This window comes from Mucilaginibacter sp. SG564, assembly GCF_013149275.1.
Lineage (GTDB): Bacteria > Bacteroidota > Bacteroidia > Sphingobacteriales > Sphingobacteriaceae > Mucilaginibacter.
In genome coordinates, this window is record NZ_JABGNA010000009.1 from 1 (window position 1) to 14,416 (window position 14,416).

Annotated in this window: 14 protein-coding genes; 9 read left to right on the plus strand and 5 right to left on the minus strand. The window is 42.8% G+C overall.

Translation table 11 applies throughout. From position 1 onward, the window contains the following. Window positions 1-320: 320 nt before the first annotated feature. The 3 genes from FHW89_RS20505 to sucD all read right to left on the minus strand — a co-directional run bounded on the left by FHW89_RS20505 (window position 321) and on the right by sucD (window position 2,549). Window positions 321-692 (minus strand): putative quinol monooxygenase, encoded by a 372-nt coding sequence (locus FHW89_RS20505; RefSeq protein WP_216650644.1) that lies wholly within the window; start codon window positions 690-692, stop codon window positions 321-323. 52 nt (window positions 693-744) lie between these two features. Continuing rightward, window positions 745-1,143 carry a cupin domain-containing protein gene (locus tag FHW89_RS20510; RefSeq protein ID WP_172336930.1) on the minus strand — a complete coding sequence of 133 codons (399 nt, stop codon included), beginning with the start codon at window positions 1,141-1,143 and terminating at the stop codon, window positions 745-747. A 530-nt stretch (window positions 1,144-1,673) separates the two neighbouring features. Continuing rightward, a complete protein-coding gene (sucD, locus tag FHW89_RS20515; RefSeq protein ID WP_172336931.1) occupies window positions 1,674-2,549 on the minus strand; it encodes a succinate--CoA ligase subunit alpha in 876 nt (291 codons plus the stop codon). A gap of 620 nt (window positions 2,550-3,169) precedes the next feature. On the opposite strand from sucD, the gene FHW89_RS20520 reads away from it, so the two are divergent. Beyond that, window positions 3,170-4,174 carry a hypothetical protein gene (locus FHW89_RS20520; RefSeq protein WP_172336932.1) on the plus strand — a complete coding sequence of 335 codons (1,005 nt, stop codon included), beginning with the start codon at window positions 3,170-3,172 and terminating at the stop codon, window positions 4,172-4,174. Window positions 4,175-4,635: 461 nt separating this feature from the next. Here the strand turns inward: FHW89_RS20520 and FHW89_RS20525 are convergent, their stop codons facing one another. Together FHW89_RS20525 and FHW89_RS20530 are read right to left on the minus strand one after the other, a co-directional pair. Continuing rightward, the gene (locus tag FHW89_RS20525) at window positions 4,636-5,940 is read right to left on the minus strand and encodes a dicarboxylate/amino acid:cation symporter (protein ID WP_172336933.1); all 1,305 of its coding nucleotides are present in this window, start codon (window positions 5,938-5,940) and stop codon (window positions 4,636-4,638) included. Window positions 5,941-6,434: 494 nt separating this feature from the next. Continuing rightward, a complete protein-coding gene (locus FHW89_RS20530; RefSeq protein WP_172336934.1) occupies window positions 6,435-6,584 on the minus strand; it encodes a hypothetical protein in 150 nt (49 codons plus the stop codon). Window positions 6,585-7,206: 622 nt separating this feature from the next. Here FHW89_RS20530 and FHW89_RS20535 point away from each other — a divergent pair. The 8 genes from FHW89_RS20535 (at window position 7,207) to lspA (ending at window position 14,412) form a co-directional block, all read left to right on the plus strand. Next, on the plus strand, window positions 7,207-7,422 hold the full coding sequence (locus FHW89_RS20535; protein ID WP_216650645.1) for a DUF2945 domain-containing protein: 216 nt from the start codon (window positions 7,207-7,209) through the stop codon (window positions 7,420-7,422). Between the two features lie 92 nt (window positions 7,423-7,514). Next, window positions 7,515-8,279 carry an ABC transporter ATP-binding protein gene (locus tag FHW89_RS20540; protein ID WP_076377317.1) on the plus strand — a complete coding sequence of 255 codons (765 nt, stop codon included), beginning with the start codon at window positions 7,515-7,517 and terminating at the stop codon, window positions 8,277-8,279. 111 nt (window positions 8,280-8,390) lie between these two features. Then, a complete protein-coding gene (locus FHW89_RS20545) occupies window positions 8,391-9,488 on the plus strand; it encodes an ABC transporter permease (RefSeq protein WP_172336935.1) in 1,098 nt (365 codons plus the stop codon). A gap of 180 nt (window positions 9,489-9,668) precedes the next feature. After that, window positions 9,669-11,162 carry a TonB-dependent receptor gene (locus FHW89_RS20550; RefSeq protein WP_172336936.1) on the plus strand — a complete coding sequence of 498 codons (1,494 nt, stop codon included), beginning with the start codon at window positions 9,669-9,671 and terminating at the stop codon, window positions 11,160-11,162. An 82-nt stretch (window positions 11,163-11,244) separates the two neighbouring features. Next, window positions 11,245-11,979, plus strand: coding sequence for a DUF2490 domain-containing protein (locus FHW89_RS20555; protein ID WP_172336937.1), 735 nt, complete (start codon window positions 11,245-11,247; stop codon window positions 11,977-11,979). Window positions 11,980-12,141: 162 nt separating this feature from the next. Continuing rightward, a complete protein-coding gene (eno, locus tag FHW89_RS20560; RefSeq protein WP_166095758.1) occupies window positions 12,142-13,437 on the plus strand; it encodes a phosphopyruvate hydratase in 1,296 nt (431 codons plus the stop codon). A 58-nt stretch (window positions 13,438-13,495) separates the two neighbouring features. Next, window positions 13,496-13,816: a hypothetical protein gene (locus FHW89_RS20565; protein ID WP_172336938.1), complete on the plus strand. Its 321-nt coding sequence runs from the start codon at window positions 13,496-13,498 to the stop codon at window positions 13,814-13,816. Window positions 13,817-13,869: 53 nt separating this feature from the next. Then, window positions 13,870-14,412, plus strand: a complete 543-nt coding sequence (gene lspA, locus FHW89_RS20570; RefSeq protein ID WP_172336939.1) for a signal peptidase II — start codon at window positions 13,870-13,872, stop codon at window positions 14,410-14,412. Window positions 14,413-14,416: the final 4 nt, after the last annotated feature.

The following is a 14,416-nucleotide window of genomic DNA, read 5'->3' on the forward strand; positions in this document are numbered from 1 at the left end:
GACTGATACCCGGACAAGCTCTCTTATAAGCTAGTGAGTCGATAAGTTCACCCTGCCTTTTATCTTAACGTTTTCCACAAAGTATTTAGTTCTTAACCCCCCCCTGCACCCCCCATTTCAACAATAACAACTAGTACTAAATAGAACTATCTTAAAACCAAAGGTGAGTCGGTTCTGCACCATGACTTTGGGTGTGTTCAAATGTTCAATAACACACTCTGCCTATTTAAGCGTCCACGCTTAAATAGGCAATAGGTGAGCGTCGACGCTCACCTGATATAAGTTCAAGTGAAGACACTTGAACTTACGGCTTTTAAATACTATTGTTTCGTTTTACTTTCCAAAGCTATCGGCTCAACATCAATCAATTCGAGCGATTTGACCATATCATTTGTGGTGCTCTTGTATTTTTTAAAATGAGCTGTTTGCAAATGGGCCTGGTATGCTTCGGCGTTAGCATATATTTCAAAAACCGTGATATGGGCGGGGTTATTTTTTTCGGCCACAGCATATAAGGTTATTACCCCGGGTTCTACACGTACAGCTACTTCGGCATGTTCCTTCAATGCTGCCTTGTAGTTTTCCAGTTGAGCAGGATCTATCTGTAGTTTGGCTATCCGTACCACCTGATCCTTATTTTGCGCTATGACGTTACTGAATGAAAACAGCATCAGCATAAAAAACATAACCATAGGTATTAGTCCTACGCTCGGTTTCGAAATAACACGCTTCATCTTCTTTGTTTTATTGATTATTATATTGTTCGTCTGTCACCTGCTCCATCCAGTCAACCGGCGAACCATTGTGCTTTTCCTGGATGGCGATGTGGCTCAGTGCGGTAGTGGCTGTAGCGCCGTGCCAATGTTTTTCGTCGGGAGCAAACCAAACTACATCTCCGGGGTGAACGTTCTCTATCGGTCCGCCTTCGCGCTGTACCCAGCCGCTGCCAGCAGTAATAATAAGCGTTTGGCCAAGCGGGTGTGTGTGCCATGCCGTGCGGGCACCCGGCTCAAAAGTAACCAGCGCCATGGCTACGCGTGCGGGGTCTGGCGGATTGAAAAGGGGGTCTATACGTACCGTTCCGGTAAAATATTCTGCCGGGCCTTTGCCCGATGGTTGTGAGCCGCTGCGTTTAATTTCCATAAAATGATGTCTTTGATATTGTTACTACACAAATTTATTCATTAGTGTTTCATGCAGCACAAAGATACCGTAGCCAAGAGGCCGGAGGCTAACGAAAATCAAACCGAAACGTACGAAAATCAAACAGGAATGCAAGCCGGAAGGTAGTGGGAGATACATGCGATGTGTCTCTACGGATTATTGTTGTAGAGACACACCTACTTGCGCTCGTTTGCAACGAGTGCTTATTGTGGTTAAGCGATTGCATCGCCCTTGCGTTTAAAACGCAAACCCATGTTAAGCACTTGTTGCAAACGAGCGCAAGAGGGCTTTGGCTGGAAAGAAGAGCGGTTTTCTCTCTCTACGCGTCATTGCGAGCGCAGCGTGGCAATCCCCTACTTACAGAGTGAACCTGCATATCGGGGATTGCCACGTCGTTCCTCCTCGCAATGACGTATTGGTGAAATTGCCCACAAAAAAATCCCGGCCAAACCTTGACCGGGATTTTTTTAATATGTTTTCCAACCTCCCCCTTTAGGGGGCCGGGGGCCTTATAATTTAGCCAGTTCTTCTGCCATGGCAGCGCCAATTTCGGCAGGAGATGCTACTACGCGGATACCGCATTCGGCCATAATTTTCATTTTGGCAGCAGCAGTATCATCGGCACCGCCAACAATAGCACCTGCGTGGCCCATACGGCGTCCAGGAGGCGCTGTTTGGCCAGCAATGAAACCTACTACAGGTTTTGTACCATTGGCTTTGATCCAGCGGGCAGCTTCGGCTTCCATGCCGCCGCCAATTTCGCCTATCATGATGATACCGTGTGTGTCCGGATCGTTCATTAACAATTCAACAGCTTCTTTGGTAGGTGTACCGATGATCGGGTCGCCACCAATACCAATAGCGGTAGTGATACCTAAACCGGCTTTAACCACCTGGTCAACTGCCTCGTAAGTTAAAGTGCCTGATTTTGAAACTACACCCACATTACCTTTTTTGAAGATAAAGCCAGGCATAATACCAATTTTGCTTTCGTCTGCAGTAATAATGCCCGGGCAGTTAGGGCCAATAAGGCGTGCATCCTTATCGGTTAAATATTCTTTTACCTCGATCATATCCTTTGTAGGGATACCTTCGGTGATACAAACAATAACTTTAATACCAGCTTCGGCAGCTTCCATAATGGCATCCGCACCAAAAGCCGGAGGTACAAAAATGATAGATACATCGGCACCTGTAGCAGTAACCGCGTCTTTAACAGTATTGAAAACCGGTCTGTCCAGATGTTGCTGACCGCCTTTACCCGGTGTAACACCCCCAACCAATTGGGTACCATAAGCAATCATTTGCTCCGCATGGTAAGTACCTTCTTTACCTGTGAAACCCTGTACAATAACTTTAGAATTTTTATTTACGAGAACACTCATTGGCTTTTTTCGTTTAGTACGGCAAAGCTAAAGTTATTGACAATAAAGTCAAATTAAATTTAGCCGCCCTAACTGCTAATGCTGTAATAATTTTATTTGTTAACATAAAGTTGACTTTTGGGTTATCAGAAAGAGCTTGCTTAGGATGGTTATAAGCGTTTAAAGTTATATAAGTGCTTACTTAAGCATCCCGATGATAAAAGCCGAGATACAAGGCAATAATAATGTGAGTACCCAATGCTTAACAGAGGCACGGCGAAATATGAGCACACCCATGAGTAAAGCAGATAAGAGCCCTATCAAACACTTAATATATAGATGTTGGAGACCAAAGCCCAAACCACCAATAAGTAAAAACAGACAGATTATGATAGTAACAACCTTATAGGCTATATTGTTAAGCTTAGTTCCTTGCATGTTTTGATAGAATTTGATAAATACTAATATACGATATCGCTGGTGTTATTGACAATGCAAGCTTTTCTACGAAGTTTTACAAAACTATTTACAAGTATGAACAAAAAGTTGACTTTTAGGTTATCACAAACAACTTGTTTAAGAGAGTCTGATAGTCCCTATCATTTTAATTAAATTAGTCGCACGTTACACCCCTTAACACTATGAAAAAAATAAACAAAAACCTGATCACATTACTTGTAGCCTGTATTTCCTGTATCACCGCCGCGCAGGCCCAATTTGGCGGCTTAGGAAAAAAACTGCTGGACAAAGGCACCGAAATGGCCTCTGGAGGCGGTTTAAACAAGATCCTGAAACAACCCCAGGCTATCACCACCAGTTTTAAAGACGTGAACAAAACAGGGTCGAAACCGCCATCATTTATGGACGGGCAAACACCCGAGCCCCTGTATCTTTTACCCAAAACACCCGAAGGCGCTTATAAGCTTTGCGCCGGTTTTTATGAAATGACCTGTAAAAGCTATTGTCTGCACGCCGGTACACGCGGCCCCAGCAGCGGTGATGGCTATATGCTTGCCCCGGTGCTTGGCCCCAAACGCGATGTGGTGATCCTGATACTGAAACATGCCGAAAAACATCCGGAAGTTAACCAGCACAGCATCCAGGTATTGTTATGGGCAATCATAGCGCGTACCCGGTTTGTTGATTTTGGTACCGATATTAAACTTACGGCCACCACGCTGCTTTCGCCCAACGAATTGCTGATGCTGGAAGGCGGCGCTTTAGGCGTATTGCCTGCCAGCGTAATGGCCAAGGCCAAAGATCAGCTGCCACCCGCTGCGCAAAGCGTTTTTGAGGCCGAAAATAATATCCGTCAGCTGGCGGCATCAGGCAACGCCTCGTATGAGCAAATGGAGAAATATGCCATGATTGCCGGATTGGCTCCGCAGCCCGATCCGGAAGTTCCATCGGGCATATGGTCATTACACCCCGATGGTTATTATATTCGGTTTATTCCGCATGGTTACTCGCGCACCACCGTACAGATTTATGTGCCCAAAGAACTGGTAGATACCAAACCCGGACTGATCTATGACGGTCCCAATGGTATAGCCTGCCCCGCCAACGTTGGCGCCCAGCGCCTGGCCCAAACCAATGAGCCATTGAACCCCGATATGACGAAGAAATTGAAGGTGATTTGTAATTAGTAAAGAGGGGAAAGGACAAAGGTAAAAGGTGTCACCCTGAGCGCCGTCGAAGGGTAGAGCGCAAAGGCCTGCCCACCCATGCTTCGACGGCGCTCAGCATGACAGCTTTATTTGGCAAATGTTTAATGCCGGGAAGCTTTTTGATTTTGCCCGATAATTGCTTCTACCGCTAAATTTTTGTATCTTTAAAAATGTCACGGTCCGTTTCTCCAGGTAAAGGAGTAACGGGCCGTTTCAGTTAAGACCAAAACACGTCAAAAATTGACTAATTTTTATATAGCTATTTGATAATCAATAAATTAAAACTTTTTAAAGTTTTAAAAACCGCTCAAAATGGCCTTGAAATTTGTTAAAAAGTGTTAAAACGAGGATTTTTGAACAATTTTTGAGTGATTTTTATGCGATTTTGGCCAGAAAAGTGTTAAAATTTAAGGTTTAAAAAGTTTCTGGCATCATCTGTTCTAATTACCACCCCGGAAAGTAGTTAAAAACTTTCCGGCTCCTTTTATAAAATCAACGGTACCGTCATCGTCCTCATTTTTATCCGGTTGTGGTGTAAATTCTTTCTCACTCTTGGCTATTACAATGGTAGCTACCCCATTGCCGATCACGTTGGTGATGGCCCGTGCTTCGGACATAAACCTGTCGACCCCAAGTAGGATCGCTACCCCCTCCACCGGGATTACTTTGATGGCTGTGAGGGTACTGGTCAATACTATAAAACCACTGCCGGTAACACCTGCCGCGCCTTTAGAGGTCACCATCAGGATGCCTATGATGGTGAGTTCCTGGAATAAGGACAAAGGAATATTGAAAACCTGCGCCAGGAATATAACACACATGGAGAGGTATATGGTAGTGCCATCCAGGTTAAAAGAATACCCGGTAGGGATCACCAAGCCCACTACCGATTTGGAGCAGCCGAAAGTTTCCATCTTATTCATCATACCAGGCAAGGCCGACTCAGAAGAGGATGTTCCCAGTACTATCAGGATCTCCTCTTTAATGTGTTTCAGGTATTTCCAAAGGCTAAATTTAAACAGGTAACAAATGAGGTTAAGCACCACAAAAATAAACAGGAACATGGTGAGGTAAACCGAACCCATGAGCAAAGCCAGGGGTTTTAACGTTTTTAAACCATATTTGCTGATGGTAAAGGCCATACCCCCGAAAGCGCCGATAGGGGCCACCTTCATTACTATCTTCATTACATTGAAGAATACTTTTGACAACTTATCAAATAGTTGTATTACAGGTTGTCCGCTTTCGCCCATCAGGCTAAGGCCATAACCAAACAGTACTGCAAAAAACAGGATCTGCAAAATATCGCCTTTGGCAAAGGCTTCAAAAGCGTTGGATGGTATAATATGCGCGAAGAAATCGCCCCAGTGCATTTCAGAAGCAGCCTTCTCATACACAACAAGCTTACTGGAATCAACAGGGCCTTGCCGCACAAAGCCTGCGCCTGGTTTAAGAAGGTTAGCCACGGTAACCCCAATGATGAGGGCAAAAGTGGTCACTACCTCGAAATAGAGTAAGGCCTTGCCACCTACACGGCCTACTTTTTTCATATCGCTCATACCGGCTATACCAAGTACAATGGTGAAAAATATGATAGGGGCTATCAGCATCGTGATCAGGCTGATAAACATTTTGCTGATCATCTCGGCCGTAGGTCCGAATTGTTTAAAATTCAGTCCTACGATAATGCCCAAAGCAATTGCGATAAGTACCTGGACGGTGAGGTTTGATAAAAAACGTTTCATTACTCAATGATACAGTTTTAGGTTCAGGATACCAACAAACGATATGACACTTGTCTGATAAATGGGCTTGTAATTTAATTGAAAAAGTACCGTTCTTTGAAATAGTGAAAGCAACAGCGCTCCTTTTGGTTATTTGTATGGTCTTTGTTTCTGTTTTTACAGTAAAGGCTAACGGTAGGGGTATGCTTGAAAAATGCTGCCACAAAACAGCCCAAAGCCAATCCTGCGAACACCAGCAAAAAGACGATTGCGGTGCGGGGATGTGCAACACCATGCTATCCTGTAATACTTGCGGATTTTTGTACGTAGAGCGGGTAACTGTAAATTCAATTGTTCCGGTTTTGAAGGAACAATCCATTACACCTTACCTTTCGGGAAGCTTGTCTGCTTATTCATCGTCATCCTGGCGCCCTCCAAAAGTTTAATAATATGATCCCGTCTGCCTTTACCTTATCCGTTTAGGTTAAATTTTTATTATTAAACAATTTAAAAAATCAAATCATGAAAAAGTTTCTTTTCATCGCTATAGTGATGATCTCATCTTTGGGTACCACATCAATCGCTAACGCTAATACACCATGCTGCAACAGTAAAATGAACCATTGCACTAAATGTTCAAAAACCTGTGATAAAAATATCTGCATGGATTATTGCAGTAACGTTTGCAAAAGCTCTGGCAATTGCAACAAAACTTGTAAATAATAAAATCTGCTAACGCATCAAAAAGCCGGGTTAGCCCGGCTTTTTGATTATCGGCGAAAATATCGACCCGTAATTTTCTGCCGTTCACCGAGATTTTCCCGCACCTGGTCAAAAAGCTTTGGCGGGTGTAACTTCCACACAGCAATTTTGAAGAAAAAACAATATTGCTATGAAAATTTTATCCGCACCTATTATATCATTGATCGTTTATCTGCAGGAACATTCTCCCTTGTTCACGCAACTAGTAGCTAATTTATTTACCTGAAATAAAGGCATTCCATAACCGGTTAAAGCTTTTTCGTTCATCGGTGATTTTCCGCCGTTTACCGGAAGTTTAGCCGCCTTTACCTAAAAGCACTACTCAAAAACATATTCTGTTAGCACATTTGAACCATAAAATCACCACATCATGAAAACGTTACTTGCCATACAAATTATGCATTTGATCATGAAAGCTTTAGTTTACGCCGAAGCACTATGGCACTCTATTGGTCACCTGATAAAATAATATTGATTATCAAATCATTAACCGGTATATCTTGTTGATATATATAAATATTCAACATGATGAAAAAGGGAGATACCGTAAGCTGGAAGTGGGGCAAATCAACCGCCGAAGGCAAAATAGTGAAGGAGCATGAAAAATCCGTTACTAAAACTATAAAGGGCGCAAAAGTAAAGCGTAATGCCAGTAAAGATGAGCCTGCTTATGAAATTGAACAGGAAAATGGCAATAAAGTACTCAAATCTGAAAGTGAACTAAAAAAGAATAATAAATAAAACTTGCTTTTAATAGCCTGAGTGTTTCGTAAAAATTCTGTAATACGAATAAAACTCATGGTTATTTCATTATAGTAATGCATTTTTACCCTATGACAAAACAACCCATCATCACTGTAAACGACCTGGTAAAAAACTATGGAGATTTTGCAGCCGTAAAAGGCATTAGTTTTGAAGTATATGAGGGCGAAATTTTTGGTTTGTTGGGCCCAAACGGCGCCGGTAAAACCACTACCCTGGAAATTATTGAAACCCTGCGCGAAAAAACATCAGGCCGCATCATTGTTGATGGCTTTGATATAGAAACCGATACCGACAGTATTAAAAAACGTATTGGCGTACAATTGCAGGCTGCAGGTTATTATCCCAATTTAAACCTGTCGGAATTGATCACCCTGTTTTCCGGCTTATATGGCATTGATAAAAGCCCTATGGAAATGCTCGAAAAAGTAGCGCTAACGGATAAGGCCAAAGCAAAATATAAAGACTTATCCGGCGGGCAGAAGCAACGATTCTCCATAGCTACCACGCTTATCAATAACCCCAGGATCATTTTCTTAGACGAGCCTACAACCGGTTTAGACCCACAGGCCCGCCGCAATCTATGGGATCTGATCCGGGAAATCCGTGACCAGGGTACAACCGTTGTGATCACTACCCACTATATGGATGAAGCCGAAGTATTGTGCGATAGGGTAGCCTTTGTTGATGGTGGCTATATCATCGGTATCGATACCCCCGATCATTTTATTGATCAACTGGTAGCCTCTGGCTTTGAACGCAAGAAGCAGGTAAAACTGGCCAACCTGGAGGATGTATTTATAAATCTCACCGGTAAGGAGTGGCGGGAGGGATAGCCCCCCAGCCCCCCGAAGGGGGAGCCAGTAGACGCAGCTGGCAGTTTACAGTTCGCAAATCCCAGGATGACCGAATGACAATTCCTAATGAACTAATGAACAATTGAACCAATGAACCCAAAACCATACAGCAATACAAAAGCAACACTGGCTATAGCCAAAGCCAGTTTCCGGTCGATACTGCGCAGCCCCTCGGCTGTGGTATTTACCTTGGCTTTCCCTTTGATATTTATTATAGTTTTTGCCAACATTGGCGGCGGCGGCGTTACGGTTGATGTGGGCGTAGCTAAAAGCTGCGATACGCTTAGTCCGGTTTATCAGGCATTAAAAAACGTAAAGGTGGTTCATCTGATAAAGGATCAATCCACCGAAGAGATGAATACAAACCTTTCAAAAGGGAGTATCGATGCTATTATCAACATACAAAAAAACAATACCAGGCCGCCATTTACGGTAAATGTAGAGTATACTAAGGCATCAGCCGAAAAGGGGAATATCCTGCGGTCGGTGCTCAGCAATATTTATTACAATATCAATAATAATGCACAGATCAATACCCCGCCGGTAGCCGAGATCAGGGAAACCACTATACAAGGACGTGAGTATAAATACATTGATTTTATATTGCCCGGACAATTAGGCTTCTCTTTGTTGAGCAGCGGTGTTTTTGGTACGGCATTCGTGTTTCTAAGTCTGCGCTTAACGCTGGTGATCAAGCGTTTTTTTGCCACACCAGTTAAACGCTACAGCATTGTGCTGGGTGAAGCTTTGGCCAGGATGACCTTCTCTTTATTAGGCTCTCTATTCATTATTTTAGTTGGTCACTACATGTTTGGCTTTACCCTGGTGCATGGCGTAACTACGGTGCTCAATATGCTGGTGCTCTCGGCCATTGGGCTCATTATTTTTATGGGTTTCGGTTTTACCATATCGGGTATCGCCAAAAACGAAAGTACGGTGCCCCCTTTATCTAACATTATAACGTTACCGCAATTCTTGTTATCCGGCACATTCTTTTCGGTTACGGCTTTTCCTAAATGGTTGCAGGGAATAAGTAATGTGCTGCCGTTAACACACCTGAACAACGCAATGCGTAAGGTTGCCTTTGAAGGCGCCGGCTTAGGCGATGTTACCCATCAGTTGTTTATACTGCTAATATGGTTTGTGATTATATATGCGGTTGCGGTTAAAACCTTTAAATGGGAATAAAAGAGGGCGCGTTAACATAGTGATAATCCCTGCTTAATGTAAAATCCCAAAACCGAAAAATGAAAGTCGATTTCTTGCTTTGTTTATCAATTTTCCGCTGTATTCTTTAAAAAATCGTATTTTTGAGCTGTATTTCAGATCATCATACTGGCAGCAGTAAACTATAAATAATCGTAGCTTATGAATATCGTTCATAATAAGGATATTGGGACAAAACAAAAAGCGCTTGCCATTAACCTCGACCCCGCAATTTATGGTTCATTTGCCGAAATTGGTGCAGGGCAGGAGGTAGCTGCCAATTTTTTCAAAGCTGGAGCCTCGTCGGGCACAATCGCCAAAACCATGTCGGCCTATGACATGATTTTTTCTGATGCTATTTATGGGGTTCAGCAAACAAGACGCTACGTAAGTGAATCGCGCTTAATATCCATGCTCGATCATGAGTATGGCTTGCTGATTGAGCGTTTGGCGGCGTTGCGTGGTGATACCACAACTTTTTTTGCTTTTTCAGATACTTTTTCGGCCCTCAACTATCATAAAACAAACGAAGGGCACGGCTGGATGGGGGTTCGTTTCCAGTTGGAGCCTAACGGCGAATATAACGATGTAGTGATCCACGTAAAGCTGTTGGATAATGATAATATCCTGCAACAGCAGGCGGCGGGTATATTGGGTGTTAACCTGATCTATGCCTGTTTCTATTATCATGAAATAGCTCCTGTGTTTTTACTTTCGCTGATAGATAACCTGTCAAGAGATCGTATCCAGATAGATATGATCAGCTTTGAAGGCCCTGATTTTCAGAAAGTAGATAATCGCTTAATGAGTTTGCACCTGGTTAAGTTTGGATTTTCAGATGCTGCCGTATTTGGCCCTGATGGTAAAAATCTGCAACCTACAGAGGCATTATATAAAAAACATGCGGTAGTAATACGCGGTCGTTTCCGTCCGGTTATCAACGTGCACATCGATATGCTAACCCAGGGAGTTAAGCAATTTCTGCAGGAGCCCGACGTAGATAAAAGCAATGTGATAGTTGTTACCGAACTTACGCTGCAATCATTAAAGGAAAGGGATGCCGATCTTAATGCCGAGATCGACGAAAAGGATTTTCTTGACCGTGTGGACATCCTTTGTTCACTTGGGCAAACGGTTTTGATCTCTAATTTTCATGAGTATTATAAACTGGTAGCTTATCTATCCAAGATCACCAAGTTAAAAATGGGTGTAGTATTAGGCTATCCCAACCTGGAATACATTTTTTCGGAAGAGCACTATCAGGATTTGCCGGGTGGTATCCTCGAGTCATTTGCCACCTTGTTTAGCCGTAAAGTAAAGCTATTCATTTACCCCACTTTACGTGATGGGATAATCTGGAATTGTCTGAAATTTTCGCTGCCTCCACATCTGATCGACCTGTTTAGATACTTGATAGCCAATAATAAAATTGAAGATATCAGGCACTATAACGAAAATAACCTGAACGTTGAGACTGATAATGTATTACAGCTCATCAAGCAGGGAGCAACCGGATGGGAAGAATATGTACCAGCTGAGGTAGCTACCATAATCAAAGAAAGGCATTTATTTGGTTACCCAATAACAATTGAGGAAGCCAAACAAGACTTACCCGCTGCAAATGAAGATTCGGGAGCGGTGAAAGATATTGCTTAACATTATCATAACATTAACTATTATAAAATTAACATTGAGATAATATTGTGGAAATATCTTTGCGGTAATAAACCCGCATAAGATGTTGAAATCCCCTATTATTATAATTGTAATTTTTGTATTGCTAACCGCACATTCTTTTCGTGCTCATGCCCAGGATTCTAAAGTTGGTACCTGGGGAATTGCCACGGTTGTGCTCCCTGGCGATAGTAGCCATAAATGGGGTGGCTACTCCGAGCTGCAGGTGCGTACCAATGGGCCGTTAAGCCAATTTCAATACTACGAGGCCAAAGCCGGTGTAAGCTATGACATCAATAAGGACTTTACCGCTTTGTTGGGTACAGGTACATACCATACATATGATTACGCTGATCTGGGCAGCGGCCCCAATACCAATGAATTTAGGTTATGGGAGCAAATGACCGTTAATCAGTTCCTATATCGCCTTAAATTTGAACATCGTTACCGTATAGAACAGCGCTGGGTTAATGGCGATTACCGTAACCGATTCCGGTATAGATTGAATATGTTTATTCCATTGAATAATACCAAGATCGTCGCTAAAACCTGGTTTCTATCTGTTTTTGATGAAGTCTTCTTCAATAATAAGGCGCCGAATTTCGAGCGTAACCGGATATCGGCAGCATTGGGTTACCAGTTCGACAGATCATGGATAGCGCAGGCAGGCTGGATTAATCAGCGTAATTACACGGCTTCTCAAAGCAGCGGGAAAAACAATATCTTACTGATGGTTATGTATCGTATCAGCCGTAAAGGAGCTGGTCAGCGTGAGCATGTACCGACAACAACGGATTAAAGGTAGTACGGACTTATGAAGTAAAGAACAAGGATCTTATTTGTATTGTCTTTATTCTTAAAGAAAGCTTAACGCTAATATCTTAACTCTTTTTTGTGATTTCTTGAATTTGCTGTTAACTTAGCCCGCGGTTTACAAATTACAAATATCTGACAATAAACTATGAGCTTAATAATTGACGTACACGCCCGCCAGATCTTAGATTCGCGCGGTAACCCCACTGTGGAGGTAGAAGTTTTAACCGAGAATGGCGCTTTAGGCCGTGCTGCTGTACCATCAGGTGCATCAACCGGTGCGCACGAGGCTGTTGAACTTCGCGATAACGATAAATCAAAATACATGGGTAAAGGCGTTTTAAAAGCCGTTGCTAACGTAAATGACATCATTGCCCCAGAGTTAAAAGGCATTGACGTTTTTGAACAAAATGCTATCGATGCCATTATGATCGAGATAGATGGTACCGAAAACAAAGGCAAATTAGGCGCTAACGCAATCTTAGGTGTTTCTTTGGCCGTTGCCAAAGCAGCAGCTCAGGAAAGCCGTCAGCCTTTATACCGCTACATTGGTGGTGTTAATGCCAATACTTTGCCTATCCCAATGATGAACATCATCAATGGAGGTTCGCACTCTGACGCGCCTATCGCGTTCCAGGAATTTATGATCATGCCGGTTGGCGCGCCATCTTTTTCTGAAGCATTACGTTGGGGTACCGAAGTATTCCATAACCTGAAAAAAATTCTGCATGACCGTGGTCTTTCTACCGCTGTAGGTGACGAAGGTGGTTTTGCTCCAACTTTTGACAGCACCGAAGATGCAGTTGAAACCGTTTTAAAAGCTATTGAAAAAGCAGGTTACAAAGCCGGTGAGGATATTTTCCTGGCGTTTGACTGTGCCGCATCTGAGTTTTACAAAGATGGTAAATACGATTACACCAAATTTGAAGGCGAAAAAGGTGCTATCCGTACCAGCGCCGAGCAGGTAGAATATCTGGCCGAATTAGCATCTAAATACCCTGTAATTTCTATTGAAGATGGTATGCACGAAGATGATTGGGCTGGCTGGAAATTATTAACCGAGAAATTAGGCGCTAAAGTACAGTTAGTAGGTGATGATTTGTTTGTAACCAACACAACCCGTTTACAAAAAGGTATCACCGAAGGCATTGCTAACTCCATCCTGGTAAAAGTAAACCAGATAGGTTCATTAACCGAAACTATCAACGCGGTAAGTTTAGCTCAAACTAATGGCTATACTTCTGTAATGAGCCACCGTTCTGGCGAAACTGAAGATGCAACAATCGCCGATCTTGCTGTAGCCTTAAATTGCGGCCAGATCAAAACCGGTTCAGCTTCACGTTCAGACAGGATCGCGAAATACAACCAGTTATTACGCATCGAAGAAGAATTGGGCAGCAATGCAAAATTCATCGGTAAGAATTTTAAATTCTACAAAAAATAATTCAACTCATCAAAGAGCCATCTGCCTAAAAACAGGTGGCTCTTTTTAATTGGTATAGATGGGAAAGAACAAACAGCCGGGATGGTTAAAACGGGAGATAAAGTACTTCAACAAGGCCGATGAATCCTTAGCTGGCGAAGCTGAGCTTGCACCTATTGAGCTATCAATCCTGCAAAACTATTTTGAGGCTGATACCGACGATCCCATATTTGATACCTACCAGCTTGAGCCTGTCGACGCTACTTTTTTAAAACCATATACCACCCTTGATTTTGATTTTGAAAAGTACGACTATTGGCTGGCAGCCTACACCAATAACTGGGAGCAAACCAAACGCGACAAAGGTTTTATGGGCCAATATCCCCTGCCCAAGCAATAGCTTCCTAAATAATTTAACTATACCGGCAACGTTATTACAATAAAACTATATCAATGAACAAAAAGTGGGTTTTGAGGGCTTTGGCGATACTATTGATCCTGGTTGTTGATATCGGTTTAGATAGAATTTTCAAGAATCATATACGTCATAACTTTCTGCTCTACCAGGAGTTTTATCCCCTCAAGGGTGATACCCATTACCTCATTACCCGGGTTGAAAATACCGGTGCCTTTTTAAGTCTGGGCGATTCGCTGGGCAATCCATGGCGGTTTATGCTGCTTACGCTGGTGCCGGCCGCAGTACTGTTATTTGGCTTGGCTTATATCATTATCAAAACCAATCTGCACAAATTAACCGTGCTGGGCATTATCCTGGTGCTTGCCGGTGGCATGGGTAACCTGTACGATCGCTGGGTTTATGGCAGTGTAACCGATTTTATGCTCATCAAATATCCCTGGTTTAAAACCGGAGTGTTCAACGTGGCCGATGTATCCATCATGATAGGGGTAGGCCTGTTACTGATCCAATCATTTTTGAATGACCGGAAATCGTCTAATAAAAAATCCGAAAACAACCCCGAAAAAGCAACCGCTTAATTTA